Source organism: Deinococcus arboris (assembly GCF_009755355.1).
Taxonomy (GTDB): domain Bacteria; phylum Deinococcota; class Deinococci; order Deinococcales; family Deinococcaceae; genus Deinococcus; species Deinococcus betulae.
This window is the reverse complement of record NZ_WQLB01000003.1, coordinates 37,490-63,202: the sequence shown is the minus strand read 5'-3', so window position 1 is coordinate 63,202 and position 25,713 is coordinate 37,490. Positions and strand designations below refer to the sequence as shown.

Genomic DNA, 25,713 nt, shown 5'->3' with positions numbered 1-25,713 from the left:
TCAACTTTCGGGCAAGGCGGCGTAAGGGCCGGCGCAACGCCGCTTCACCGCTGCCCAGCCCTGCCTCTCTAGCCTGAGGTGATGAGGCGCCTTCTCTCTTCCCTGGTCACCCTGGCCCTGCTGGGCAGCGCACATGCCCAGCAACCGTTCAAACTGATTCTGACGGCCACCGAGCCTCAGATTCGCAAGGGCGAGGTCAAGGAGGAGCGCATCCTCAAGTCCTGGGCGCTGCCCGCGGCCGGCGTAAAAGCCAGCAAGAAGTACAGCAAAGTCAGCAGCACCTTCACGCCCGTGCTGGACAAGATTGAAAAGACCTTGAAAGCCCGCGTGCCCAAACCGGCGGTTTTCCGCAATGTGGGAGGCAGCTGGATAGCCAAGGGGCAGACCGGCTGGGTCTTTGACCGGGACGCCACTAAGGCCAACCTGCTGAAAGCCATCAAGGCGGGCAAGGGCAGCGCGCCGGTGGCCTATAAACGGGTGACGCCCACGCGCAGCGTGGAGGTGCTGGCCCAGCGCGGCGTGCTGTGGCATGTGGCCGCCGGCACCAGCAGCTATGCGGGCAGCCCAGACTTTCGGGAAAAGAACGTGCTGGTGGGGGCAAGCAAGCTGGACAACTTCTTTATTGCGCCGGGCCACGAATTCAACTTCAACGAGGAAATTGGGCAGATTGACGCCAGCACAGGCTTTGTGAAGGGGTTTGTCATCAGCGGCGGCACGCTGACCAAGGAGGACGGCGGCGGTATCTGTCAGGTCAGCACGACCATCTTCCGCGCGCTATATCAGGCGGGACTGCCCATCACCGAGCGGCACGAGCACAGCCACCGCGTCAGCTACTACGACCCGGTGGGCTTCGAGGCGACGGTGTACGCCCCCAGCAAGAACCTGCGCATGAAAAACGACACGGGCGCGCACCTGTTTGTTCAGGCCAGCTGGGACACGGCGGCTGACACCCTGCGCTTTGACGTGTTTGGGGCCAACACTGGCCGGCAGGTCAGCATCAGCAAGCCGGTCATTACCGACTTTAAGCCGCCGGCCAGCCCCAGCTACTCGCCGGACGACCGGGTGGCGCCAGGGGGCCGCCGCCTGCTGGACCAGCCGATGCAGGGCATGACCAGCGTCCTCACGCGCACCATCAAGGTCGCGGGCAAAGTGGTGGGCAAAGACACCCTCAAGAGCGTCTATAAACCCTGGGGAGCGGTGTATGGCGTTAGCCCTGGGGATAACCGCCTGAATTGAGGCGCAAGTCAGCAGGGCAACAGACCTGCTGCCTCACAGCGGCTGCCAGTTCCATTGAGGAGCCACCAACGCTCCTCAACCCTGCTTTCGCCGCGCTCTCTAACGGACACTCAGTGTGTTCGCCTCAGCGTGGTTAAGGATCATACCTATCAGCCATGCTGAGTTCTGCTGTCAGTTGTCTGAACGCCAGCTGACATCGTGTAAAAGTTCCTCGTCTGCGCAGGCTAACCGGCATAGACTGTGCCTGTGTCCCTGACAATCCTGCTCGTCGTTCTGGTTCTGGGCGCGGCAGCGTTGCTGCTCAGCGCGTTCACGGGCCGCAAGTCCCGCTACTCCACCATTCCGCATGGCAGCGCCCGGCGGGACAACGCGCAGGACGTGTACTGGGAAGCCCGCGTGCTGGCGGCCCTGAAAGGCAACCGCGCCGCACTGGAACGGAGCGTTCTGCACAAGCAGCGGCAGCGGCCTGGGCTGAAGCGCTGGCAGCTGCTGCGCCTGGTGTACCTGGACGCGACCCGCCGCGCGCCCAGCAGGGCCAAAGCGGCCCCGCGCGCTGGTGTCTTCCGCACCCACTTCTAGGCTGCTGCCGGTGAGGCAGGGCCTGCCGTTATGCTGCGCCCCGTGACACTTGCTATTCCAGCGGAGGTTCGTACGCCGCGCCTGTGGCTGCGCCGCCCTGACCCCGCCGACGCGCCGGCCCTGGTGGCGGCCGTCAATGCCTCGCTGCCCGAACTGCGGCCCTGGATGCACTGGGCCCAGACTCCACAGACTCTGGAAGGCGCACAAGAGAACCTGCGCGCCGCCGCCGAACGTTTCGACAGCCGCGAAGCCCTGCGCTATCACATCTGGAATCCGGCAGGCACCGAACTGCTGGGCAGCAGCGGTTTTCACGCGCTGGACTGGCGCGTGCCCAAGGGCGAGATAGGGTACTGGGTGGCCACGGCCCACACCGGCCAGGGCTACGCCGAAGAGGTCGCGCGTGCCCTGACAGCCCTGGCCTTAGGTGGGCTGGGCTTTCGCCGCCTGGAAATTCGCTGCGACCCGGCCAATAGTCGCAGTGCCCGCATCCCCGCTGCACTGGGTTATCGCCTGGACGCCCATCTGGTGAACGACGATGTGTGCCCCGCCGAGCCGGGGCGGCTACGCGACACGCTGGTGTTCAGCCGGGTGCAGTGAGGCCGGCGGTTCAGGGCTGCTGCCTCTGGTCCCTTACGGCGTCAGCCGCGTGCCTGCTTCCCCGCGTGCCGCCTGGGCCAGCACGCCAGCTTTCATCCCGCTGGCAATGACCGCAAAAGGGGCGCCGCGCGTCAGGGCGTCCAGAGCAGCGCGCACCTTCGGGAGCATGCCGCCCGCAATCCAGCCCTCTGCTATGCCCGCTTCCACCTCGGCGCGGGTCAGGTGGGGGGTGAGGCTGGCCGGGTCAGGGTAGGCGCGGTACACGCCGTCCACATCGGTCAGAAACACGATGCCCTCGCCCAGCGCGCCTGCCACCGCACCGGCCGCCGTGTCGGCGTTGATGTTCAGCGCCTCGCCCCCCTCGTCCACCGCCACGCAGCCCACCACCGGGGTCAGGCCCACGCCCAGCAGGGTCCGGAGCAACTCGGCGTTGACCCCGGTCACCTGTCCTACACGCCCCAGCGCAGGATCAAAGACCTCTGCGCGCAGCAGACGGTCATCGCGGCCCATGACGCCCACAGCCCCGCCGATGTCCTGACTGAGCTGCTTGTTCAGCTGGCACAGCGCCATCTCCACGACATGCATGGCGCCGGGCGGGGTGACGCGCAGGCCAGAGCGAAATTCACTGGTCAGGCCGCGCGCGCTCAGTTCCTGTTCAATGACGGGGCCGCCGCCGTGAACCACGACCACTGGCTGCTCGGCGCGCAGCGCCGCAATCTCGGCGGCCACCGCGCGGCGGAGTTCGGGACTTTTCATGGCATTGCCGCCGTATTTGACAATCACGCCTCTCAGTGTAGGGGCGGGCCGGGCGCCAGGAAGCGCCGGCTAATCCAGTTCTGCGGGGTCAGCGTGGCGCAGGGCCCCGTCGAGCATCACCGGGTCGGTCATGGCCTGCTGGAGGAGCTGCGCCAGTGCCAGCAGGGCGGCCCGGTCAGCGCTGTAGGCCGTGAACATACTGGATTCCGAGTCGAACCGGATCGCCGTGGTCAGGTGGGGGGCATGCAGCCGAATAAGGGCCTGGGCAACCCCCTGACAGGCGTACCCGCCTGCCTTGAAGCCAGCGGCCTGGAACACCGGGGCGCCCGCCGAAAAGTCTGTCAGCAGCAAGCTGGTAGAGGAGCCGTGTTCGGCCAGAAGCAGTGGAAAAAGCGCGTCGGAGGTCGGGGGCGTCATCTGCTGGCCCCAGTCAGGCCCCTGGCGGGGCGGTCAATCGTGCCCGGCCCGGATGCCCACAGGCGCCTGTGCCTGGGGGGGCTGCCCCACCGGCCGCGCATACCACGTCATGACGGGGCGGGCGTCCAGAGCGAAGGTGTAGCCTAGGCGTTCCCAGAACCGGGCGCCGCGCGGGTTGTCGCCCAATACGCTGGCCAGAATGCGGGTCGTGCCGGGGGGCACCCGCGCTTCCAGGTGACGCACGGCCCGCTCACCCCACCCCTGCGACTGGCGGTCTTCCCGGATCAGCAGCAGGTTGATGGTCAGGTCGCCGGGTTCGGGAAAGTTGCGCTTGCAGTCCAGGCTGCCAATGACCTCGCCCCCCTCATCGCACAGCAGGCTCAGGCTGCGGCGCGGGTCCAGCAGGGCAATTTCAAGGTCGCGCTGAACCTCGCTCAGGGTGGGCACGCGGGTGCTGAGGAGGGCAAAATACCCCGGCGCAGCGCTGTACAGGCGGTGAAGCAGCGGCGCATGGTGCAGCGCCAGCGGCGTAACGTTCAAAGGGCCTCCCCGAGTCCGGCTGGGGCGGGCAGCAAGGTGCTAGGAGAAGGAGGCCGGACTGGCCGAAGCATACTCCGCGTGCCGCGCGGCGCGGTGAAGTCCTGCACAGCGCGCGGCCAAGACGGACTTCACCCGCTGGGGGGGGACGGTGCGCTACCCTGGGCGGATGTCTGCCCCCGGCTTCTATGCCCAGCGCCTTCAGCGTCCCGGCGCGGTTCTGGCCCCGATGGCGGGGTACAGCGACGCCCCCATGCGGCAGCTGGCCGCCGAGCAGGGCGCCCTGTGGACCGTCAGCGAGATGATCAGCGCGCGCGGTCTGGTGTCGGGGGGCGACAGCGAAAAACTGAACCTGGGCCGGCCCTACCCCGGCGAGGCGGGCCGCGTGGTGCAGCTGTTTGGTGCCGAAAACGAGGTGCTGGCGGCGGCTGTGGCGCGCGCGGAAGCCTGGTTTGCGCCGGCCGCCCTGGACCTGAATATGGGCTGCCCGGTGCCCAAGGTGCGCGGCCGGGGCGGCGCCTGCCTGCTGCAAACCCCAGAAGTCGCCTACGAGCTGGTGCGCGCCATGAAGAGTGCCACTGCGCTCGACGTGAGCGCCAAGATTCGCCTGGGCTGGGATACAGACCGCAGTGTGGAGGTCGCGCAGGGCCTGGCGGCGGCGGGCGCCGCCCTGATTACCGTGCATGGCCGCACCAGTGCCCAGCGCTATACAGGGCAGGCCGACTGGGACGCCATTGCCCGCGTGGCCGCCAGCGTGGACGTGCCGGTGGTCGGCAGCGGCGACATTTTGAGCCCGGTACAAGCGCGAGAGCGGGCCGGCTGTGGGGTGGCGGCCGTCATGATTGGGCGCGGCGCAGTGGGCAATCCCTGGATTTTTCGCGCCCTGGCCACTGGCGACGAGACCCGGCCAGGGCCCCAGGAACGCGCTCAGATGGCCCTGCGCCATGCCGAGTTGCAGGAGCAGTTTTACGACGATACCAGTGGCCGCCTGACCCTGCGCCCGCTGCGCAAGGTGCTGCCCGCCTACCTGCCAGAGTTCCCCGAGCTGCGGGAGGCCCTGGTGAGTGTGCTGACCGTGCAGGACGTGCGTTCGGCCCTGGCCGGGGTGCTGTCGGGGCAGGCAGGCGACCAGAGAGCAACGGGGCCCAGTGCGGCGGAGTATGCTATGAGTCATTCATGAACGTGCGCGAGTACTACGCCTACCTGACCGCTGCGCGCGAGCAGCTGTGGAACTTTTTGCGCGCCCTGCCTCCCGAAGACCTGGACCGCGACCTGATCGAGTCCGGTGACCGCTTTCACTGCATCAAGGACCTGCTGCTGCACGTCACAGACTTTGAGGACCACTGGATTCACAGCATCGTGCTGGGAGACGGGGTGCAGGGTCAGTTTCCGCACGACTGGGTCCAGCCGCAGGCGGCCCAGTATGACCTGGGCTGGATTCTGGCCTACAGCCGCGAAGTGACGCGGCGCACCGCTGCCTTTCTGGACGGCCAGCCTGACCTGGGCCGCCTGGTCAAGCTGGTGCAGGACGACCCTGCCAGCGACACCGTGACCCTGGACCAGCTGCTCTGGAACGTGATGACCCATGAAGTGCGGCACACGGCCCAGATTGCCCTGATGATTCGCCAGCTGGGTCACACGCCCCCCTGGCTGGATTACATGCGCTTTGCCCGGCCCCAGAGCACGCCTATCCACAGTGATGAGGCCGACGACACCGACGACGAGCTGTAACTGCGGGCAGAGAGGGGCAGAGAACCCCTAATACAGTTGCCTTGACCCGCACACTTGTCCTCAAACGAGCTTGAAGCCTCCACAACCATTTCAGGAGTTGAAGAGGCTTCAAGTGTTCAGCGGTCAGACGCTCTCCACCGTCTGATCGTCACAGCGTTGAGTTTGACTCGTTTACATCACAGAGTTCCTGGTTCAATGGAGAGACTCGCTTGAAGCCGCCATCCCATTAGGCCACCCGCCCCAAAGCTGTGGAGGGGTGCTTCTCTCACATCTCAGGTGTGGCCTCTGTGGCCTCCGCTCGCTCCCTACTTCCCCAGGCTGGAGGCCAGCGCCAGGGTCAGGGCCGCCTCGGCGTTCAGAATGCCGGCGCCGCAACTGTGCTCTGGCAAAGGGTCGCAGCGGCCACCTGGAAAGGGCGCGGCGCTGCGGGTGAGGTAAGAGCGCAGCAGGGCCGGGCTGAGGTTGGGCCGCACGCCCAGCAGCAGGCTGGCCAGCCCGGCTGCATGTGGCGCGGCAAAACTGGTGCCGTTGGGGCTGCGTTCGCCGCCCGGCCCAGTGGCACTCAGGGCAGGAATGCCCCGGCCCGTGTCGCCGCCTGGGGCAGCCAGCGAGACAGCCCGGCCCCAGTTGGCGTAGCCAGGGCGGGTGCCGGCCTCGGTCACGCTGGTCACGGTCAGCACGTTGCGGCAGCCCGCAGGCGAGTATCCGGCGGCGTCCTGGCCATCGTTGGCTGCGCCAGCAATCACCAGGGCGCCCTTGGTCGTCACGGCGTCCACGGCGGCCTGCACGCGGGGGTCACAGCCAGTCAGCGGAATAAAGTCGGCGTACAGGCTGAGGTTCAGAATCCGGGCCGGGTTCGGGTTGGGCGGCACGCCCGGCACCGGCAGGCCAGCGGCCCATTTCAGGCCGTCCACCAGATCAGGCACCTCGATAGTGCCGTCCACCGCCGCCACGCGCACCTGCACCACACGCGCCTGGGGGTTGATGCCCGCCATGCCGCGTCCATCGTGGGCAGCGCCAATCAGGTTGCCTATCACCTCACCGTGGTACGCATAGCTGCCAGCGGCGCGGGCGTCGGGGTCGCGGCCATTGCCGTCGCCCGCGCGGGCCGCGCTGCTCACGAAGTCGTAGCCGTTGACAGCCCGCGCCCCCAGTTCTGTGCTCGGGACATAGCCGGTGTCCAGCACGGCCACTGTCACCGGGGCGCCGTGCGTTGGCCCCAGGCGAGCCCACGCCTGCGGCAGCCGCACCGCGTTCAGATTCCACTGCCGCGCAAACAGTGGGTCGGTGGGGATGACAGTCTGAGGCGCCGCGCTGGTCGCTGGGCTGGCTGGGACAAGCGGCAGCAGGGGCGGCGCAGCCGGCTGGGGCAGGGGCGTCACCGGGGCCAGTTCAGGCAGGGTCACGTTCTGGGCGGCCACCCCCACGCCCAGCAGGGCCGCCGCCAGCACACCGCAGGCCAGAGCTTGAAGCTTCATCCCCTCAGTCTGCGGCCCGCGCCTGACGCGCACCTGAGTCGGCGTTGGGGCTACCATCGCTCTATGGAGGCACATCACACAGAAGCGCCCGCAGCGGCGCCCACCGCGCGGCCAGTCGTGCTGCTCACCGGCGCGTCCAGTGGCATCGGGCGGGCCACCGCCGAGGAACTGGCCGACCTGGGCTACGCGCTGGTGCTGGCGGCCCGCCGCGCCGACGACCTGCGGGCGCTGGCCCTGCGGCTGGACGCCTCGGGGGGGCGGGTAATTGCCGTGCCGGCCGACGTGACCGACAACGCTTCCCGCCGCGCGCTGGTTGCGGCCGCGCTGGCCCATTTTGGGCGCATTGATGTGCTGGTGAACAACGCGGGCGTCACCGTAGAGCGCGGCTGGTGGTGGGATGACCCCGATCCCCTGCGGGTGCTGCGCGTGAATCTGGAGGCGCCCATTGAGCTGACCCGGCTGGTGCTGCCCGCCATGCGCGCGCGCGGCAGCGGGCACATCGTCAATATCGGTTCGGTGGCGGGGCGCGCGGCCACGAACGGTCTGTATTCGGCCAGCAAGTTTGGCCTGCGCGGCTTCTCGCTGGCGCTGCGCCGAGAACTGCTGGGCAGCGGCGTGACGGTCAGCCTGGTGGCGCCGGGCTTTGTCAGAAGTGAGATGACCGCCCGCGCCCGCCTCCCTATGCCGGGGCCTGGGGTGGTGGCGCGCGCCGTGGCGGCGGTGCTGCTGCGCCCCCGGCCCGAAACCACCGTGCCGGGGTTTTACCGCCCCCTGGTGTGGCTTGAGCAGCTGTTTCCGGCCCTGGGAGACTGGATGGTGCAGCGCCTCATCTGGCGGCGCTATGACCATGTGCCGCGTGGCCCGGCGTAGGGCAGGGGGCACGCGACCCTGTACAAACCCGCAAGGCGCTGCTCAGGGTCTCACCTCATAGAGCCCCTTAGACTGGGCCCTGTGATACGGATTCCGTCCATTGCCGCAACATCCAGGAAAGAGCCGGATGTTTCTCCAATTCCCGAAATCCGTACCCTTTCTCTCTCCTTCCAGTTGGGCCAACTCCGAAACGCGTTTATTTGGCCGGAATCTGTATGAATCCGGTCAAGACCGCCCTCAAGACGATTCAGCCGGTGCTGGAGCGCCTCATTCTGGTGATCGACCGGGCCTTTAGCGGCTACGTGCAGCCCCGGCGGGCGCGCGGCAAGCTGATTTTGCAGCCCTATGTGGGCTGGGGAACCCCCCAGTACGTCGAGCTGACCGGCCGCGTGCTGCTGCCGCGCACCGTCGCTCCGGCGCGCAAGGCCGACCGCCGTCTGCAAAATGCCCAGAACATCCTGCGCCGCCTGTTTTCGCGGGAGGTAGCAGGCGTCAAGGTGCGCGGCACGATGGACGGCGTCACTGTCGAGAATGTCAGCGACAGTGACGGCTATTTCACCCTGATTTTCTCGCCCACCTCGCCCCTGGGCGGCGGCTGGCATCAGGTCAGCCTGAACATCGAGGGCCGCGAGGTCAGCGCCACGGCCCGCGTGCAGGTGGTGGCTCAGGCCCGCTTTGGCGTCATCAGTGACCTGGACGACACGGTCATTCAGTCGGACGTGACCAGCATCACACGGATGCTGAGCACCGTCCTGACCGGCAACGCGCGCACCCGATTGCCCTTTCCGGGGGTGGGCGCGCTGTACCGGGCGCTGACCCGCGATGGCGAGGCCCGCAACCCGATTTTCTACGTGTCCAGCAGTCCCTGGAACCTCTTTGACCTGCTGTGGCAGTTTCTGGATTACCGCCGCATTCCGCTGGGGCCGATGTTTCTGCGCAACTGGGGCATGGACCTGCTGGGCGGGCACGGGGGGTACAAGCACGGCGTCATCGAACGCATCTTCCAGCGCTTTCCTGACCTGCCTTTCGTGCTGGTGGGCGACAGCGGCGAAAAAGACCCCGAGATTTACGCCGAGGTCGTCCAGCGTCACCCCAACCGCGTGTTGGCGGTGTACATCCGCGACGTGACCGAGGCCACCCGCGACGAGGGCGTGATGAAGCTGCGCGAGGAGGTGCGCCGGGCGGGGGTGGACCTTGTGCTGGCAGCCGACAGCCTGAACGCCGCCAGTCACGCGATGGCAATGGGCCTGATTACGGCGGATGAGTACCGCAGTGTCCTGACCAGTGTGGCCCGGACCTACGAGACCTGAGCCGGGAGGGCGGCGCTGCGGCTTGACGGCGCACTTGTGCAGGCCTGTCTGGAGCCTAGTTCGGATGACCACAGCACTTTGTGGTCTACAAGTGTGAAGAAAGGGAGAGTGGGGGCAACAGCGGTGTGCGCCCCGGACGGTCCCCACTACACTGGTCTGCAATGCCCGACTACATCGCTGAATTGCGCGCTCAGATTGGACACCGACCCGTCAATCTGATGGGGGCGTGCGGCCTGATTCGGGATGAGCGGGGCCACCTTCTCCTCCAGCGGCTGGCGGGGCAAGAGGTCTGGGCGTTGCCCGGCGGCCTGTGCGAGCTTGGCGAGCCGCCTCTGGAGACCCTGCGGCGCGAAGTCTGGGAGGAAACGGCGCTGACCGTGCAGGCCGCCAGCCTTCTGGACCTGCTGACCACGCCGCTGCGGACAGTCGCCAACGGCGACCAGGCCCATTTTTATACGGCGATGTACCGTGTGGATGCCTGGACGGGGGTGCCTGTGCCAGACGGCGTGGAAGGGGCAGAGCTGGCCTTTTTCGCCCCGACGGCCCTCCCCACCTTGCGTGGCCAACCCGGCGAGTTTGCGCGGGCGTGGCTAGCCGGGCTCTAGACTGACTGAGCGGGAGGTGTGCGACAGTGCGGAGGTGACGCCGTCCCGTCTACAAGCCAATTTTGCGATTCTAGAACTGCTGCTTGAAGCGGTGAGCGCTGAGCCAGACCAGCGATTTGGCCAGCTGTTATGGAATGTTGGCGTGCTGACGCCTGATGACGCAGGAAGCGTCAAAGACCCGTTCTACGAGGAATCAACGGCCACTCTCCAGCGAGTCGAAAAGCGTCAGCAAGAGGCTCAGCAGCGGCTCGGCCGTGAAGGTTGACGGTCACCAATCGGGTGACCTGGAGTCACCCCTATGTTTTCTTCCATGACGCTGGGGCGACGGTGCGCAGCTCGCTGTCAGACGACCCTCTGCGTTGAGCTGACCGGCTGTGTGTCATCGGGGCGAGCGCGCTGCATCACCCATTTCGCAACTCCTGCGGTCAGTCCCCTACAAATACCAGCCGCTCAAAACTGCCGTCGGCGTGAGGTTGAGGCAGTCCAGCCTCGGCCGCCTGCTTCAGGCGCTCCAGTGTGACGGCCACGGCTGGCCCTTCACCGTACAGCCGCGCGGCTTCGTCGGTCAGCTGTACCTCTAGGCCCGCAGCGCCGCCCTGCTGCGTGGCGCGCAGCACCAGCCCAGGGCCCGGCACCTGGGTCACCTGCACCCCAGCCGGAAAGTTCGCCAGCTCCACCTGATGCCGCAGCGTTGCCTCGTCCATGCCTGCATTCTGGCCTGACTGGGGGCGCTGGGCGCCTCTGTTTAAAGAAAGTCACGCCGTTGCTGGTGGCCTGGCCCGCCTATCCTGGCCCCTGTGACGCTCTTTGATCCGCCAGCTCCCCTGGCCGAACGCCTGCGGCCCCGCACTGTGGCCGAGGTGATGGGCCAGACGCACTTGCTGGGGCCAGGCAAACCGCTGACGCGCGTGCTGGCGTCGGGGCGGCTGGGCAGCTTGATTCTGTGGGGGCCGCCCGGCGTGGGCAAAACCACCCTGGCGCGGCTGCTGGCCGGCGAGGTCGGCGCGCACTTTATCGCCCTGTCCGCCGTCAGCGCAGGCGTCAAGGACGTGCGTGACGCGGTGGCCGAAGCCGAGCGGCTGCGCGGACGTGGGCAGCGCACCGTGCTGTTTCTGGATGAAATTCACCGCTTCAACAAGGCCCAGCAGGACGCCCTGTTGCCGCACGTCGAGTCGGGCCTGCTGACCCTGATCGGCGCGACCACCGAGAATCCCAGCTTTGAGGTCAACCCGGCCCTGCGCAGCCGCGCCCGCACCCTGGTCCTGCAGGCCCTGAGCACCGAGGAGGTGCGCGGCCTGCTGGACCGCGCCCTGACCGATGACCGGGGCCTGCCCGGCGTCACGGCGCAGCCCGAAGCCCTGGACCTGCTGGCCCGCCTGGCCGAAGGGGACGCCCGCCGCGCCCTGAGTACCCTTGAAGTCGCCAGCAGCCTCGCCAACCCGGTCACACCCGAGGCCGTCACCGAGGCGTTTGGCCGTCACCTGCCGCAGATGGACAAGAACGGCGAGGATTTCTACAACCTGATTTCGGCGCTGCACAAGAGCGTGCGGGCCTCTCATGTGGACGCCAGCCTGTACTGGCTGGCCCGCATGGTGGAGGGCGGGGCAGACCCCCTCTACGTGGCCCGCCGGATTGTGCGGATGGCCGCCGAGGACATCGGCCTGGCCGACCCCCAGGCCCTGCGGCTGGCCATCGCCGCGCGCGACACAGCCGAGTTTCTGGGCAGCCCCGAAGGTGACCTGGCACTGGCACAGGCGGTGGTCTATCTGGCGCTGGCCCCCAAGAGCAACAGCGTGTATGTGGCCTGGAAAAATGCACTGAATGCGGTGCGGGACGGCGAATCACTTCCCATTCCACTACACCTACGCAACGCCCCCACCGCCCTGATGCGTCAGCAGGGGTACGGCCAGGGCTATGCATATTACTTTGACGACCCCGAAGGCTCGTTTGCCCAGTCGTACTTGCCGGACGGCGCAGAACTGGACCTCTACGCCCCCACTGGTGAAGGCTGGGAGGCGCGGGTGGAGGGGCGCTGGCGCAAGCTGAAAGAAGCACACGGGGAAGAAACAGACTAAGCGCTGGCCCCTTGGCTAGGCTGGTGAGTCGAGCCCCAGTCCAGCGGTCACTGCCCGTCTGGCCGCCTCCGGGTCTTCGGGCACGGCCATCACCACGCGCTCAATGTCGCCGCTGGGGTTGGTCAGCACCAGCGTGGGAAAGACCCGGATGCCGTAAGCGCGCCGCACCTCGCCGCCCTCGTCCAGCAGCAGGTCGTCGCCGTAGGCATGCAGCGGCACCTCGCCGCGCCGGGCGTCAATGACCCGCAGCTTCAGTCCGGCGCTGGCCGCCAGCTGTCCCACCCACAGGTCCAGGCCTTCGCAGGCCACGCAGGCTTCCGTTTTGAAATACAGCAGCGTCGGCCCCTGCACCTTCAGGGCGGCGGGAGGCAGGATAACGGCGCCGGGGCGCACGGTGCGGGCCGTGAGCAGCCGGGCCAGCAGGCGGCCTATTGGCTGGGGGAGCTTCAAGCGAATCGTTCGGGGCGGCGTCGTTGTCATGGGGCAGACCTCCGGGAGTGGACGCGGTCGGGTACGGGAGGATGCACACGGGCGTTCCCATGACCATCACTTGTCAGCCGCCCGCCTTAGCCGACGTACCGCTGCTGAGCAGCTGGCGGCAAGCGCCGCATATCTATATCTGGGTCTTCTGGGACGACAGCGCGCGATGAGGCTGCCGTGCAGGCTCGTTATTTCCTTTGGGGCAGGACGTGCCGGACTTGATCGAGTGGGCAGATGGTTTGCATACGGTTTTTCTCCAGACACAGCAGATTCAACCAGGTCAGGCGTTCGCGCCCTGGGCCAGCCAACCCTGGGGACTGGCCCTGAGGTGAGCCTGAGCAAACAGAGCGTGGCCTGGGGCCGCAGGTTCGCCGGTGTTCTCCGCACGCAGCGTCCTGTATGGCGGCGCCTGCTTGTTAACCCCAGGAGGACAACGCCCGCGCGGTGAGGGCTCACGCGAAAGCCGGGTTCGCATCTCTCGGCTTGCTGAACACCTCCGCCCAGCACCGCCTCGCTATGACCCTGCTATTGCCACACCCCTTCTCACCCAATTGAGTCAACGCTTTCTAAGCCACTCGGCGCACGGTGCGCCCAGCACTCGCCCGGTATGCTCCTGAGCGAGATGTCCTTTGATGCCCGCGCCCTGTCTGCCCTGGATTTCCCCCGCGTACTGTCGGCCCTGGCCGAGCGCAGCGCCACCACGCTGGGGGCCGAGCGCGCCCGCGCCCTGCGGCCCAGCGACGACGGGACGCGGATTGCGCGCGAGCTGGACGAGGTCGAGGACGCCCTGTTTGGCGTCAGTCTGAGCCTGGGCGGGATTCAGGACATCCGCGACCTGCACGCCCGCGCCCAGGAAGGCCGGGTGCTGGCCGGCCAGGAACTCCTGAACGCGGCGTATTCGCTGGACGGGGCCATGACGGTCAAGCGCGCCATTCAGGCCAATTCACGCGGGCCACTGCGCGAGGTGGCGCAGGACCTGGGGGACCACAGCGAACTGGTGCGCCGGGTGCTGTCGGCCCTGGACCGGGACGGCGCCGTGCGCGATGACGCCAGCCCCAGGCTGCGCGACTTGCGCAAACGTATCGAGCCGCTGCGGAGCCGCATCCGTGAAAAGCTGGCCGCCACACTGGACAAATGGGCCGATGTCCTTCAGGAAAACATCGTCACCATTCGCCGCGACCGCTACGTGCTGCCGGTACAGGCCAGCCGCGTCGGTCAGGTGCAGGGCATCATCGTGGACGCCAGCGCCACCGGACAGACGTATTTTGTAGAACCGGCGGCCGTCACCCAGCTGAACAACGAACTCACGCGCCTGATTCTCGACGAAGAAGCTGAGGTCAGGCGCATTCTCACGGAGCTGTCGGGTCTGCTGGCTTCTGACAGCGCGGTGCCCCTCACCCTCGCGGCGGTGGGCGAACTGGACCTGATTGCCGCCAAGGCTAAGCTGGCGCGCGACTGGCGCCTGAACCGGCCCGAGGAGGCCAGGGCGGGCGAGTACGACCTGCGCGAGGTCCGTCACCCCCTGATCGAGAACCCGGTGGCGAACAACCTCATGCTGGGCGAGACCCGGCTGCTGCTGATTACCGGCCCCAACATGGGCGGCAAGACTGCCACCATCAAGACCCTGGGGCTGGCGGTGCTGATGCACCAGTGCGGCCTGTATGTGGCGGCGGCCAGCGCACGGCTGCCGGTGGTGCGCGACGTGCTGGTGGACATTGGCGACGAGCAGAGCATCGAAGCCAGCCTGTCGACCTTCGCTTCGCACCTCAAGCACCTGCGCTACGTGCTGCGCCACGCCGCACCTGACACCCTGGTGCTGGTGGACGAACTGGGGTCCGGCACCGATCCCAACGAGGGCGCGGCCCTGGCTCAGTCCATGATTGAGACCTTGCTGGCCCAGGACGCGCGCGGGGTGATCACCTCTCACCTCTCGCCGCTGAAGTTGTTTGCTCTGGAAACGCCAGGCCTGAAAAACGCCTCCATGGGCTTTGACCTCGAGACCCTGGCGCCCACCTACGCCCTGCAAGTGGGACAGCCGGGGCGCTCTTTTGCGCTGGCGATTGCCCAGCGGATGGGATTGCCGGAAGATGTGCTGGCCCGCGCCGAGACGCTGCTGGGCCCGGACGCCGGCCTGATGGAACGCATGCTGGAAGGGCTGGAACGTGAGCGGGCCGAGTTGCGCGCCCAGTTGGAGACCGCCACCGGCGCCCGCCAGCAAACAGAGGCCGAACTGGGCCGCATCCGCGCCGAGCGGGAAACCCTGGAAAGCCGCCGCAACGAGATGCTGGCCGAGGCCTCCCAGAAAGCCGAGTCGCTGTATGCCGACGCCGTCGAGCGGGTGCGGACCCTGCGCGCCCGTGCCCAGGAAGACAGCGCCCGCCCCCGCGTCATGCAGGAGTTGCGCGAGCTGCGGGTGGCCGCCCAGAAGGCCCGCCCCGCGCCTCTGGTGCGCGAGGAACGCGGCGACCCCATCCGGGTGGGCAGCCGGGTGGACGTGCCCGCCTACAACGCCGCTGGGCAGGTTCTGGAGCTGCGCGGCGACGACCTGGTGGTGCAGCTGGGCGTGATGAAGGTGGGCGTCAAGCGCCGCGACGTGCGCCTGAAGCCCGAGGTGGCGCCAGTGGCCGCCGGGGCGCCCAAGACCCGTGGACCGCGCTTTACGGGCACCACCGCCAGCACCTTTCAGAATGAGCTGCAGCTGCGCGGCCTGGGTGTGGAAGAAGCTGTGGAAGAACTGCGCGCCGCCATTCTGGAAGCCCACGCCCTGAAGGAAAGCCCCCTGCGCGTGGTACACGGCAAGGGGCAGGGCGTCCTGCGAAGGCTCCTGCGGGACTACCTGAAGGGTGAGAAGCGGGTGGAGTCCTTTCACGACGCCGAGGCCAACCAGGGTGGCCACGGCGTTACCATCGTGAATATCCGGCGCTGAGAGAGATTTTGCGTGGGCCTGGTGGGTGTGCAGTAGTCCTGTGCCAACCAGCGACCACCGCTGCGGCCAGCGCCCCGGTGAGACGGCCCCAGGAATCCGGCTAGCAATCCTCAGGTTGGGCAGGCAGCATAGGCGGGTGCGCGTTTCTGCTTTCCTTGCTGCTCTGGCCCTTGCGTCCTCAGCTGCCGCCCAGACCTCTATTGGCGGCTTTCAGCTGCCCCCCGACTACCTGAGCCGCTTTGGCAGCACGCAGGCGGTGGCGTCCTCCACCGAGGGCTTTGGGGTGCGCGCCCTGCCGCTGCCCCTCAAAACCAATGTGCGCCTGACCTTCGTGAAAGCCCCCACGTACGTAGATTACGGCGTCAGTGCCCAGATGGGCAGCCTGTCGGCCGCTGTGGGGGTCTTTTACAACGTGCCCAGGGCCGAACTGACCTCGGCGCCTGCCGCTGGCCTGCAGTGGAGCGGTGTGGTGCAGGGCAAGGGGGCCCACTCGCGCTTCACCCTGGGCTACGCCTCGCAACTCGCTGAGGGCCGCGTGCGCGTGCTGAACAATGTGGGCGCAGCGCAGCAGGGTGCGGTGACGGCGCCGTATACCCAGACCGAGGTCAGCGGGGCCTACGGCAAGGTCCTGGGCTCAGTGAACACGGCGGTGTACGCCACGGCGCGCATGTACGCCTTCCCGGTGCAGGGCAAGGCGCAGGGCAGCCTGGATACCACGCTGGCGTTGAACGCCCGACTGGCACCTGGGCTCTCGCTGGACGCCTCTCACTTCGAGCGCTTCGCGGTAGGGGAAGTGGCCATTCCTGATTTCGGCCTGAGCCGTTACCACGCCAGCGCGGCCAGTCTGGCCTACCGCCCCGGCGGCGCTGGCTTCGGGGTGGGCCTGGTACGTGCCCGTGCTGGGCGCGACTGGACCAGCAAGATCAGCACGCTGGACGGTGACCTTCTGCTGCGGGCCGACGGCGTGCCCGTCATGGTGGGCGGCAGCGTGGGCTACGAGTGGCACGAGGCCGCCCCGGGGGCCAACCGCTGGCGCTTTGGCCTGGCGGTGCAGCCCCGGTAAGACGAAGGTTGCTTGAACCCGACTGGAAGGAGGCGCAGAGCGGCAGCACAGCCCTTTGAGGCCGCGAAAAGACAAGAGGCTGTTGGCCGGGACTTGGCCTAACGCTGCGACTAGGCACCGCCCTGGTTCCTTCCTGGTGGGTCTGGACATGGACGGTCGGCCCTCTAAAGCGGGGCGGTTTCGCCAGGGGCGCCTTTGGTGCTAGCGTCCCGGCGTGAGCCTGCCTTCTCCCGCGCCCCCTTCCTTCAGGCCGCTGACCTGGCCCCTGCTGGCCGTGGGGACAGCGGCCTTTTTCACCTTGGGCGTGGTGCAGGCGATGTACGGCCCGGCCTTTGGGCTGTTCCAGGCCCGCTACGACGTGCCCACCGCCACCGTGGGTCTGATTGCCAGCGCCCACTTTCTGGGCTCGGCGGCGGCGCCGCTGCCGATGGGCGCGCTGCTGCGCCGGGTCAGCGTGCGGGCCGGCACCTCATGGAGCCTGCTGGTCCTGGCGCTGGGCATGGTGGGGGTGGTGCTGGCGCCTGCGTGGCCGCTGGCGGTGGCGGCGGCCCTGGTGGGGGGCCTGGGGCTGGGCGGGGTGAGCGCCTGCCTGAACGCGGCCTACGCCAGTGTGGGGGCGCGTGCCGTCAATCTGGTCAATGCCGTCTTTGGCGTGGGCAGTATGCTCTCGCCGCTGCTGGTGGCGGGCCTAGGGGCCGGCGGCCCAGGCGGCCCTTTCCTGAGTGTGGTGATGCTGTGCGCCCTGGCTCTGGGGGCTGGCCGGGTGTGGGGCGTGCCCGAGATGGCCGTCCATACCGCCACCCGGCCAGCAGGGCGATCTGGGGTACAGGTGGGCCTCTTTGCCGCGCTGCTCGTGTGCTACGTGGGCATGGAGGCCGGCTACGGCGCCTGGATGGTGCGGCTGCTCCGGCTGCAGAGCGTGGAGGCCGCGCCCCTGGTTCTCAGTCTGTTCTGGGGCGCCCTGACCGCCGGGCGGGTGCTGATGGGCCTGTGGGGCGCGCGCCTGGCCCCCCCGGCCGTCGTGCTGGCCTGCGCGGCCGTCCTGACCGTTTGCGCCGCCCTGAGTGCCGTGCCGGGCGTTGCCCCAGCCGCGTTTGTACTGGCGGGCCTGGCACTGGCCCCGGTGTTCGGGACGGTTCTGGCCTGGGTGTCGGCCACCCTGTCGGCGCGGCTGGTGCCTCCGCTGCTGGTGGCGGGGTCGCTGGGGGGCGCCCTGGCCCCGGCCCTGCTGGGGACCCTGCTGGCGGGCGGCGGCCCAGGGGCGGTGGCGGCCGGGCTGGGCACCCTGGCCGCCTTGATGGGCCTGTTCACGGTACTGGTGGGCCGGGCCACGCCCGCAGCCACCCTGCCCACTTGAGTCTGTTGTCGCCCACAGGTCGCTGTGCCAGAGAAGGGCCAGAACCGCTCCATTTCTGCTGCACCGGCCCCATTTCGTGCCCTCTTCGTTCATCATCTTGCGAAGAACGGCAACCTAGTTAGCGGGGCGCATTGTCAGGGCAGGGGGCGTGTGGCAGAATGCGCGGCGACTTCTTCAACCCACATCCACAGGTTCTTGCCGGCATAAGGCGGCGGCGCAACGGAGGCTCAAGAGTGGCACAAGCGACCAGACAGGTAAAGCTCACGCGCGAAGGGTACGAACGGCTGCAAAAGACGCTGGACCAGGAGATGGCGCGTCTGGCCGAGGCCACGCGCATTCTGCAAGAGCAGATGGAGACCAACTCCGACACCGAAGACACGGGGCTGGAAGACGCCAAGCGCGAGAAGATGAACATCGAGGCGCGCATCGAGGAGCTGGAAGACACCCTGGCCCGCGCCACGGTGATCGAAGACCACGAACACGACGGCCGCGTGGAACTGGGCGCCATCGTCAACCTGGCCAACGAGACCACCAAGAAGGACATGAAGGTGCAGGTCGTGAGTGCCGCCGAGGCCACCGTGACGGGCGGCAGCCTGCCCCGCGTCTCCGAAGACAGCCCCGTCGGCAAGGAACTGATGGGCCGCAAAAAAGGCGAATCCTTTGTGGTGAACCTGGACAACGGCAAGCAGATGAAATACAAGGTGAAGAGTATTGACTACTAAGTACCAGACGCGTCAGTCAAGTTAGCGGCAACGCGCAGGCCGTCCTGCGCGGCGAAGACCAAGGACCAGACGCGCCAATAAGGTCAATGGCAACGCGCCCGCAGCGAAGACCAGACAACTCCAAGCGCAGATGGTCTGTGGCAGATGGCAAAGGCAAGAGGGCCTGACCATCTGCCATTTGCTTTCTGCTCTCTGCCCCGCCGCCCCCCTATACTTCCCCCTATGTCGGACGCCCCCACCCCCCGCCGCGACGGCCTGCACGAGCAGACAGTCAGCCGGCTGAACAATCTGGACGCCCAGGTCGCCGCTGGCTTTGAGGCCCACCCGTACACCTACGCGCGCACCCACCACACCCGCGAGGTGCTGGCCGTCCACCCAGCTGAAGGCCTGGAACCTGGCCAGGAGTGGCCTGAAGAGGTCTATGCCCTGGCGGGCCGCGTGACCCTGATGCGCCACATGGGCAAAGCCGCTTTTGCCGACCTGAGCGACGAACATGGCAAACTGCAACTGCATTTTTCCAAGGGGGACACCGAGAATTTCGACCCCACCAAGAAAATTGACCTGGGCGACATTATCGGCGTGCGGGGGTTTCCCTTCGTCACCAAGACGGGCCAGCTGACCCTGCGCGTGACCTCGTGGCAGCCGCTGGTCAAGAGCCTGCACCCCCTCCCCAGCAAGTTTCACGGCCTGCAGGACGATGAACTGCGGGCTCGGCGCCGCTACGTGGACCTGATGGTCAACAGCGAAAGCCGCGAGGTTTACCGCACGCGCTCACGGATGCTGCGCTTTATCCGCACCTTTCTGGACAGCCGCGACTTCATGGAGGTTGAAGGCCCCACCCTGCAGGTCGTGCCCGGCGGCACCGAAGCCAAGCCCTTCAAGACCTTTCACAATGCGCTCTCGCATGAATTCAGCCTGCGCATCAGCCTGGAGCTGTACCTCAAGCGCCTGCTGGTCGGCGGCTTTGAGCGCGTCTACGAGATTGGCCGCAACTACCGCAACGAGGGCATCGACCGCACCCACAACCCCGAATTCACCATGCTGGAGGCTTACTTTGCCTACGGCGACTACCACGACATGATGGCGCTGGTCGAGCAGCTCCTGCATGACCTCGTGGTGGAGCTAAAGGGCGAGCCCAAGCTGACCTATCAGGGGCAAGAACTGGATTTCTCGCTGCCCTTCAAGCGGCTGGACTTCGTGACGGCCCTCAAGGAACAGGCGGGGCTGGACTTTGACCCCCTGGACCTGACCAGGCTGCGCCAGTGGAGCGACAAGCGCCACCCCGAATTCCGCAAAACGCCCGACTACAAGTTGCTGGACAAGCTGGGCGGCGAGTACGTGGAGCCCCTGCTCCAGCAGCCGACCTTCCTGACCGACATGCCCCTGGCGATCAGCCCGCTGGTGAAGGTGCACCGGGAGCGCGAGGGGCTGGCCGAACGCGCCGACCTGTACGTGGCAGGATTCGAGTTGGCGCCCATCTATTCCGAGCTGAACGACGCCCTGGACCAGCGCGCCCGCTTTGAAGCCCAGACGGCCCGACGGGATGCGGGCGACGATGAGGCCCACGAACAGGACGAAGATTTCCTGCTGGCCCTGGAATACGGCATGCCGCCTACGGCGGGCATGGGCATGGGCATGGACCGCCTGGCCATGCTGATGACCGACCGCGACTCTATCCGCGACGTGCTGCTGTTCCCGCTGCTGCGTCCAGAAGGCACCGGCGGCGCAGAAGCCGAAGCGGTGAGGTCAGAACCCGTTTAAGCCAACTGCTTCAGAGCGCTTGCCAGCACAGCGCAACAAGGGGAGAGGGTCAGGGAGATTCCTGGCCCTCTTGGCCTATGACCTGATACGGATGCCGCTGGATTGCAGCACAGCCGGAAAAGCACAGTCTGCGCTTCCATCTCGCGAAATCCGCATCTACTCCTGCTCGCTTCAATCCGAGTCCATATACCCCTACAAGTCAGGCAAAACCTGGAACCGCTTCATTCATTCGTTCGTTTGACAAACAAAATTGCCAGGGCGCAGGATTCGGACACACAGCTTGACCCCACCCCAGCAATTGACCGTGCCTGACGGTCTTTCCATTTGTTTGCCGTCCGGTACGTCGCCGGAGAAAGGACCCCACTACCGTGCCTCACGCTGACCATCCCCCTGACACCCTGGACCTGGCCGCCATTCGCGCGCGCCACACGCTGCTGCTGCTGCGGCTGCTGTGGACCCGCGACCTGGCGCGGGTGGACCTGGCCCGCGAACTGGGCCTGTCGCGCAGCGCCATCAGTTCTATGGTCACCGAGCTGATCGGGGTGGGGCTGGTGCAGGAGGTCGGCACGCGCGGCAGCAGTGGCGTGGGGCGCAAGGCCACCCTGCTGAACCTCAACACCCGCGCCGCCGCCCTGCTGGCCGTGGACCTGGGGGCCAGCCACGCGCGCGTAGACGCGCTGGACCTGCACTGCCGCACCCTGGCCACCCGCAGCGTGCCGCATGACATTCAGGCGGGGCCGCAGGCGACCTACGCCCTGCTGGGCGACCTGAGTGCCCAGGTGCTGCGCGCCGCGCGGCTGCGCCCGGCCCAGGTGGCGCTGGTGGGCGTGGGCATTCCGGGGCCGGTGGACCACGACACTGGGCGGGTGGTGCAGCCGCCCAACATGCCAGGCTGGGACGGCGAGAACGTGCGTGAGGCCCTGCGCGCCCTGACCGGCCTGGACGTGCTGGTGGACAATGACGCCAACCTGGGCGCGCTGGCCGAGGCCCGCTTTGGCGCCCACCGGGGCACCCAGGACCTGATCTATGTCAAGGTCGCGACCGGCATTGGGGCCGGGGTGCTGCTGGGCGGGCGCCTGCACCGGGGGATGCGCGGCGGGGCCGGTGAGATCGGGCACATCAGCATCAACGAGCAGGGGCCAGTGGGGCGCAGTGGCAACCCCGGCAGTCTGGAAAGTTACGCGGCGGCCGGTGTGCTGGTGGCCCTGGCCGAAGCGCGCCGCGCCGCTGGTCAGGCCACCACCTTGCACGGCCCCATCACCCTGGACACGCTGCTGACCCACGCCGAGACCGACCCACTGGCCCGCGCCGTCTGGGAAGAGGCCGGGCACCACCTGGGCGTGGCCATCAGCACGGCCCTGAACCTGTTTAACCCGGCCGCCGTGGTGATTGGGGGGCGCCTGTCGCGGGCAGGCGACGTGCTGCTGACCGCCGTGCGGACGAGCGCCCAGAGCCGCACCATGCGGATTAACGCTGACCGCGCCCGCATAGACCTGGGCACCCTGGGCGGCGACGCCGGGGTGCTGGGCGCCGGGGCCATGATGCTGGACTCACTGTTTACCCCGCGCGGCCTGCCGCACCTGTACGGCATCGCCCGCATGGGCGCCCACGAGCAGGCCGCCAGCCGCGCGCCCCCTGCGCCTGGCCCACCGCCCGAAGTTCCGCAGCCCCACGCCTTTTTTTCCCCTTTCGGAGGAAGCTCATGAAAAAAGCCCTGCTTATTGCCGCCGCCCTCGCCACCGCCACCAGCGCCGCCGCTGCGGGCAAACTGGAAATCTTCTCGTGGTGGGCCGGTGACGAAGGCCCCGCCCTGGAAGCCCTTGTCAAGCTGTACAAGCAGAAGTACCCCTCGGTCGCCGTGGACAACGCCACGGTCTCGGGCGGCGCCGGCACCAACGCCAAGGCCGTGCTGAAGACCCGCATGCTGGGCGGCACGCCCCCCGACTCCTTCCAGGCGCACGCCGGTCAGGAACTCATCGGCACCTGGGTGGTCGCCAACCGCATGGAAGACCTGAGCGGCCTCTTTAAATCCGAGGGCTGGGACAAGGTGTTCCCCAAGGACCTCGTGCGCCTGATCAGCACCGGCAGCAAGGCCTGGAGCGTGCCCGTCAACGTTCACCGCAGCAACGTCATGTGGTACAACCCCGCCAAGCTGAAGGAATGGGGCGTGACCGCACCCAAGACCTGGCCCGAGTTCCTGACCACCTGCACCAAACTCAAGGCCAAGGGCCTGGCGGCGCCGCTGGTCGTGGGCGAGAACTGGACCCAGCAGCACCTCTGGGAGTCCGTTGCCATCGGCACCCTGGGCGCCCAGAACTGGGAAAACCTGTGGGCCGGCAAACTCAAGTTCACGGACCCCAAGGTCGTGGGGGCCTTTACCACCTTCGGCAAGGTCATGGACTGCGCCAACAAGGACGCCTCTGGCCTCAGCTGGCAGCAGGCCAGTGACCGGATCATCAGCGGCCAGAGTGCCTTTAACATCATGGGCGACTGGGCGGCCGGGTACTTTACGACCACCAAGAAGCTGGCCCCGAACACGGGCTTTGGCTGGGCAGCGGCTCCCGGCACGACCAAGACCTTCGTGATGCTGGCCGACTCTTTCGGTCTGCCCAAGGGCACGAAAAACCGTGCCGAGGCCCTGAACTGGCTGCGCGTGCTGGGCAGCAAGGCCGGCCAGGACGCCTTTAACCCCCTCAAAGGCTCGATTGCTGCCCGCACCGACAGCGACCTGAGCAAGTACAACACCTATTCCAAGAGCGCCGCCGCCGACTGGAAGAGCAACAAGATTGTCGGCTCACTGGTGCACGGCGCCGTGGCCCCCGAGAGCTTCATGAGCGCCTTTGGCACCGTGATTGACCAGTTTGTGGCCAGCCGCAACAGCGCTGGCGCCGCAGCGGCCGCCCAGCAACTGGCCGTGCGTGCCGGCATCGGCAAGTAAGCCGGACTCGGGGTTCAGCCGGCGTCCTGTTGGCTGAACTCCGAGTAGAGCGAGAAGAGACGGATTTGGCGTGATGAAAGTGCAGACGGTGCCTTCCCGGCTGTGCCGTCACGCAGCGGAATCCGGATAAGACAGCAAGTCGTCGGGTGTGGGTTGTGGGCTGTAGGAACGGCTTTTCCTCCGTCCCACAGCCCACATCCATGTTCCCAAAGGAGGCCCTATGAAAGGCCTGAGTAAAGACCGCCTGTGGTCCATGGCGGTGCTGGCGCCCAGCATCATTCTGGTGGCGGTGTTCGTGTACGGGTTTATCGCCCGCAGTGTGTACGTCAGCATGACCGACTGGGGCAATGACCCGGCGCAGGCGCTGGCGCTGGACCCGGTCATCCGGTTTATCGGCCTGGCCAACTACCAGGAGCTGTTTACCGGCTTCTTGCAGGGCCGTTTCCGGCAGGAACTGGTCAGCACCGTGTTTTTCACCCTGTTTTTCATCCTGGGCTGCCTGGGTTTGGGGCTGGGCCTGGCGCTGATTCTGGACCGCAACCCGCGTGGTGAAGGGCTGTGGCGCACCATCTTTCTGTTTCCCATGAGCCTGTCGTTTATCGTGACCGGCACTATCTGGCGCTGGATGCTGCAGCCGCAGGGGGGCGTGAACCAGGCGCCTACGCTGTTTGGGGGTCAGCCGGCGACCTTTCCCTGGCTGAGCAGCACCGACGCCATCTGGAAATTTGACTGGAACAAGCTGCCGCTGATTACCGCCAGCGTGGTGGCCGTGGTCCTGATCGTGGTGGCGGTGCGCGCCGCGCAGAGTGGTGACCGCCGCCGCACGCTGGTGGCGGCCGTCTGTGCCGCGCTGCTGCTGGGCTGGGCGCTGCTGGTGGCCCCCAACCTCAAACTGCTGCCGGCCCCCGAGCCTCACGGGTTTAACCTCGCCCTGATCGGCATCATTATTGCGGCCGTGTGGCAGATGAGCGGCTACACGATGGCCCTGTATCTGGCTGGCCTGCGCGGGATTCCCGAGGAACTGCGAGAAGCCGCCAGGGTGGACGGTGCCGGCGACCTGGGCATGTACCGCCACGTTATCTTTCCGCTGCTGGCGCCCATCTCCTTAAGCGCCATGATTGTGCTGGGGCACATCAGCCTCAAGATTTTTGACCTAGTGTATGCGATGGCCGGTCCCGACAACATCAACACCAGCGTGCCGGCGCTCAACATGTACCTCACCAGTTTCCGGCAAAACCAGTTCGCGCTGGGCGCGGCAATTGGCACCATTCTGCTGATTCTGGTGGCGTTTGTGATCGTGCCGTACCTGACCTCGCAGTTCCGCGCCGAGGAGGGCCACGCATGACCACCACCCTGCCCACCAAAGTGGCCCCAGCGGCGACCCCCAGAAAACCGCTGCGCCCCGGCCGCGTGCTGATGTACGCGCTGCTGGTGCTGGCCGCCCTGTTTTTCCTGGTGCCGGTCTACCTGCTGTTTGCCACGGCACTGAAGAGCCCCGAAGCCATTGAACTGGCGACCACCTGGCACTGGCCAAGCGCTCTGAACTGGGCCAGCTTCAGCGACGCCTGGACCAAGATCGGCGGCAACATGCTCAACAGTGTGTTTCTGGCCGTGGTGGCGACCCTGCTGAGCGCCCTGCTGGGCAGCCTGAACGGCTACGCCCTGAGCAAGTGGAAGTTCCGGGGGGCCAACACGCTGTTCGCGCTGATGCTGTTCGGGATGTTCATTCCGTACCAGGCGGTTCTGATTCCGCTGTTCCAGTTCATCAAATCGCTGGGCCTGTACGGCTCGATCTGGGGTCTGATCCTGGCGCACGTGGTGTACGGCCTGCCCATCACCACCCTGATTTTCCGCAACTTCTACGCCGACGTGCCCGACGCCCTGATCGAAGCCGCCACCATTGACGGCGCAGGTTTCTGGCAGATTTACGGCCGGGTCATTTTCCCCATCAGCATTCCGGGCTTCGTGGTCGTCATCATCTGGCAGTTCACGCAGGTCTGGAACGAGTTCCTGTTTGCAGCCACGCTGACGAACACTAGCTCGCAGCCCGTCACCTACGCGCTGTCGCAACTGGCGGGCGGCCAGGCGGTCAGCTGGAACCTCCCGATGGCGGGGGCTATTCTGGCGGCCCTGCCCACGCTGCTGGTGTACATCTTGCTGGGCCGCTACTTTGTGCGCGGTCTGCTGGCGGGCAGTGTGAAGGGGTAAAAGAGAGGTGTGGGACGTGGGTTGTCGGACGTAGAACCAGCGTCTTGACTGGCGTGGCGGGGTTCCG

Annotated in this window: 25 protein-coding genes; 19 read left to right on the top strand and 6 right to left on the bottom strand. The window is 67.0% G+C overall.

Features of this window, described 5'->3' with window-relative positions; all coding sequences use genetic code 11:
• The first annotated feature begins 81 nt into the window (after positions 1 to 81).
• From GO986_RS03140 to GO986_RS03130, 3 genes are all read left to right on the top strand, one after another.
• Entirely contained in the window at positions 82 to 1,236 is a 1,155-nt protein-coding gene (locus tag GO986_RS03140; protein ID WP_157457772.1) for a VanW family protein, read from the top strand.
• 246 nt (positions 1,237 to 1,482) lie between these two features.
• Positions 1,483 to 1,815, top strand: coding sequence for a hypothetical protein (locus tag GO986_RS03135; RefSeq protein WP_157457771.1), 333 nt, complete (start codon positions 1,483 to 1,485; stop codon positions 1,813 to 1,815).
• Positions 1,816 to 1,845: 30 nt separating this feature from the next.
• A complete protein-coding gene (locus tag GO986_RS03130) occupies positions 1,846 to 2,412 on the top strand; it encodes a GNAT family N-acetyltransferase (RefSeq protein WP_157457770.1) in 567 nt (188 codons plus the stop codon).
• Between the two features lie 33 nt (positions 2,413 to 2,445).
• Here GO986_RS03130 and argB read toward each other — a convergent pair whose 3' ends face one another.
• The 3 genes from argB to GO986_RS03115 are packed head-to-tail and all read right to left on the bottom strand — an operon-like array spanning position 2,446 to position 4,125.
• Positions 2,446 to 3,195 carry an acetylglutamate kinase gene (gene argB / locus GO986_RS03125; RefSeq protein ID WP_369409114.1) on the bottom strand — a complete coding sequence of 250 codons (750 nt, stop codon included), beginning with the start codon at positions 3,193 to 3,195 and terminating at the stop codon, positions 2,446 to 2,448.
• A gap of 42 nt (positions 3,196 to 3,237) precedes the next feature.
• Positions 3,238 to 3,585 carry an Imm51 family immunity protein gene (locus GO986_RS03120; RefSeq protein ID WP_157457769.1) on the bottom strand — a complete coding sequence of 116 codons (348 nt, stop codon included), beginning with the start codon at positions 3,583 to 3,585 and terminating at the stop codon, positions 3,238 to 3,240.
• Positions 3,586 to 3,618: 33 nt separating this feature from the next.
• Positions 3,619 to 4,125, bottom strand: a complete 507-nt coding sequence (locus GO986_RS03115; RefSeq protein WP_157457768.1) for a GNAT family N-acetyltransferase — start codon at positions 4,123 to 4,125, stop codon at positions 3,619 to 3,621.
• 166 nt (positions 4,126 to 4,291) lie between these two features.
• On the opposite strand from GO986_RS03115, the gene GO986_RS03110 reads away from it, so the two are divergent.
• Positions 4,292 to 5,302: a tRNA dihydrouridine synthase gene (locus GO986_RS03110; RefSeq protein ID WP_157457767.1), complete on the top strand. Its 1,011-nt coding sequence runs from the start codon at positions 4,292 to 4,294 to the stop codon at positions 5,300 to 5,302.
• On the top strand, positions 5,299 to 5,853 hold the full coding sequence (locus tag GO986_RS03105) for a DinB family protein (RefSeq protein ID WP_157457766.1): 555 nt from the start codon (positions 5,299 to 5,301) through the stop codon (positions 5,851 to 5,853). The genes GO986_RS03110 and GO986_RS03105 overlap by 4 nt, the downstream gene beginning before the upstream one ends.
• Positions 5,854 to 6,158: 305 nt before the next feature.
• On the opposite strand, the gene GO986_RS03100 is transcribed toward GO986_RS03105, so the two are convergent.
• Positions 6,159 to 7,331: a S8 family serine peptidase gene (locus tag GO986_RS03100; RefSeq protein ID WP_157457765.1), complete on the bottom strand. Its 1,173-nt coding sequence runs from the start codon at positions 7,329 to 7,331 to the stop codon at positions 6,159 to 6,161.
• Between the two features lie 63 nt (positions 7,332 to 7,394).
• Here GO986_RS03100 and GO986_RS03095 point away from each other — a divergent pair, with 63 nt between their 5' ends.
• The 4 genes from GO986_RS03095 to GO986_RS03080 all read left to right on the top strand — a co-directional run bounded on the left by GO986_RS03095 (position 7,395) and on the right by GO986_RS03080 (position 10,381).
• A complete protein-coding gene (locus GO986_RS03095; protein WP_157457764.1) occupies positions 7,395 to 8,201 on the top strand; it encodes an SDR family NAD(P)-dependent oxidoreductase in 807 nt (268 codons plus the stop codon).
• Between the two features lie 215 nt (positions 8,202 to 8,416).
• Positions 8,417 to 9,511 carry an App1 family protein phosphatidate phosphatase gene (locus GO986_RS03090; RefSeq protein WP_157457763.1) on the top strand — a complete coding sequence of 365 codons (1,095 nt, stop codon included), beginning with the start codon at positions 8,417 to 8,419 and terminating at the stop codon, positions 9,509 to 9,511.
• A gap of 161 nt (positions 9,512 to 9,672) precedes the next feature.
• Positions 9,673 to 10,116: an NUDIX domain-containing protein gene (locus GO986_RS03085; RefSeq protein WP_157457762.1), complete on the top strand. Its 444-nt coding sequence runs from the start codon at positions 9,673 to 9,675 to the stop codon at positions 10,114 to 10,116.
• A 34-nt stretch (positions 10,117 to 10,150) separates the two neighbouring features.
• The gene (locus tag GO986_RS03080; RefSeq protein WP_157457761.1) at positions 10,151 to 10,381 is read left to right on the top strand and encodes a hypothetical protein; all 231 of its coding nucleotides are present in this window, start codon (positions 10,151 to 10,153) and stop codon (positions 10,379 to 10,381) included.
• A gap of 160 nt (positions 10,382 to 10,541) precedes the next feature.
• Here the strand turns inward: GO986_RS03080 and GO986_RS03075 are convergent, their stop codons facing one another.
• Positions 10,542 to 10,820: a hypothetical protein gene (locus GO986_RS03075; protein ID WP_157457760.1), complete on the bottom strand. Its 279-nt coding sequence runs from the start codon at positions 10,818 to 10,820 to the stop codon at positions 10,542 to 10,544.
• 93 nt (positions 10,821 to 10,913) lie between these two features.
• Here GO986_RS03075 and GO986_RS03070 point away from each other — a divergent pair, with 93 nt between their 5' ends.
• Positions 10,914 to 12,191 (top strand): replication-associated recombination protein A, encoded by a 1,278-nt coding sequence (locus tag GO986_RS03070; RefSeq protein WP_369409113.1) that lies wholly within the window; start codon positions 10,914 to 10,916, stop codon positions 12,189 to 12,191.
• Between the two features lie 15 nt (positions 12,192 to 12,206).
• On the opposite strand, the gene GO986_RS03065 is transcribed toward GO986_RS03070, so the two are convergent.
• Positions 12,207 to 12,671, bottom strand: a complete 465-nt coding sequence (locus GO986_RS03065) for a thioredoxin domain-containing protein (RefSeq protein ID WP_157457758.1) — start codon at positions 12,669 to 12,671, stop codon at positions 12,207 to 12,209.
• 622 nt (positions 12,672 to 13,293) lie between these two features.
• On the opposite strand from GO986_RS03065, the gene GO986_RS03060 reads away from it, so the two are divergent.
• The 9 genes from GO986_RS03060 (at position 13,294) to GO986_RS03020 (ending at position 25,646) form a co-directional block, all read left to right on the top strand.
• Positions 13,294 to 15,597: an endonuclease MutS2 gene (locus tag GO986_RS03060; protein WP_198170373.1), complete on the top strand. Its 2,304-nt coding sequence runs from the start codon at positions 13,294 to 13,296 to the stop codon at positions 15,595 to 15,597.
• 136 nt (positions 15,598 to 15,733) lie between these two features.
• Complete coding sequence (locus GO986_RS03055; protein ID WP_369409112.1) at positions 15,734 to 16,660, top strand: hypothetical protein; 927 nt, start codon at positions 15,734 to 15,736, stop codon at positions 16,658 to 16,660.
• Positions 16,661 to 16,874: 214 nt separating this feature from the next.
• Positions 16,875 to 18,017 carry an MFS transporter gene (locus GO986_RS03050; protein ID WP_369409111.1) on the top strand — a complete coding sequence of 381 codons (1,143 nt, stop codon included), beginning with the start codon at positions 16,875 to 16,877 and terminating at the stop codon, positions 18,015 to 18,017.
• A 233-nt stretch (positions 18,018 to 18,250) separates the two neighbouring features.
• Positions 18,251 to 18,739 (top strand): GreA/GreB family elongation factor, encoded by a 489-nt coding sequence (locus GO986_RS03045; RefSeq protein WP_224574367.1) that lies wholly within the window; start codon positions 18,251 to 18,253, stop codon positions 18,737 to 18,739.
• A gap of 222 nt (positions 18,740 to 18,961) precedes the next feature.
• Positions 18,962 to 20,500, top strand: coding sequence for a lysine--tRNA ligase (gene lysS, locus GO986_RS03040; protein WP_157457755.1), 1,539 nt, complete (start codon positions 18,962 to 18,964; stop codon positions 20,498 to 20,500).
• A gap of 368 nt (positions 20,501 to 20,868) precedes the next feature.
• Positions 20,869 to 22,206 carry an ROK family transcriptional regulator gene (locus tag GO986_RS03035; RefSeq protein WP_369409110.1) on the top strand — a complete coding sequence of 446 codons (1,338 nt, stop codon included), beginning with the start codon at positions 20,869 to 20,871 and terminating at the stop codon, positions 22,204 to 22,206.
• On the top strand, positions 22,203 to 23,438 hold the full coding sequence (locus GO986_RS03030; protein WP_157457753.1) for an ABC transporter substrate-binding protein: 1,236 nt from the start codon (positions 22,203 to 22,205) through the stop codon (positions 23,436 to 23,438). Before GO986_RS03035 ends, GO986_RS03030 begins: the two co-directional genes overlap by 4 nt.
• A 220-nt stretch (positions 23,439 to 23,658) precedes the next feature.
• A complete protein-coding gene (locus GO986_RS03025) occupies positions 23,659 to 24,783 on the top strand; it encodes a carbohydrate ABC transporter permease (protein WP_157457752.1) in 1,125 nt (374 codons plus the stop codon).
• Positions 24,780 to 25,646, top strand: a complete 867-nt coding sequence (locus GO986_RS03020; RefSeq protein ID WP_157457751.1) for a carbohydrate ABC transporter permease — start codon at positions 24,780 to 24,782, stop codon at positions 25,644 to 25,646. Before GO986_RS03025 ends, GO986_RS03020 begins: the two co-directional genes overlap by 4 nt.
• The last annotated feature ends 67 nt before the right edge of the window (positions 25,647 to 25,713 follow it).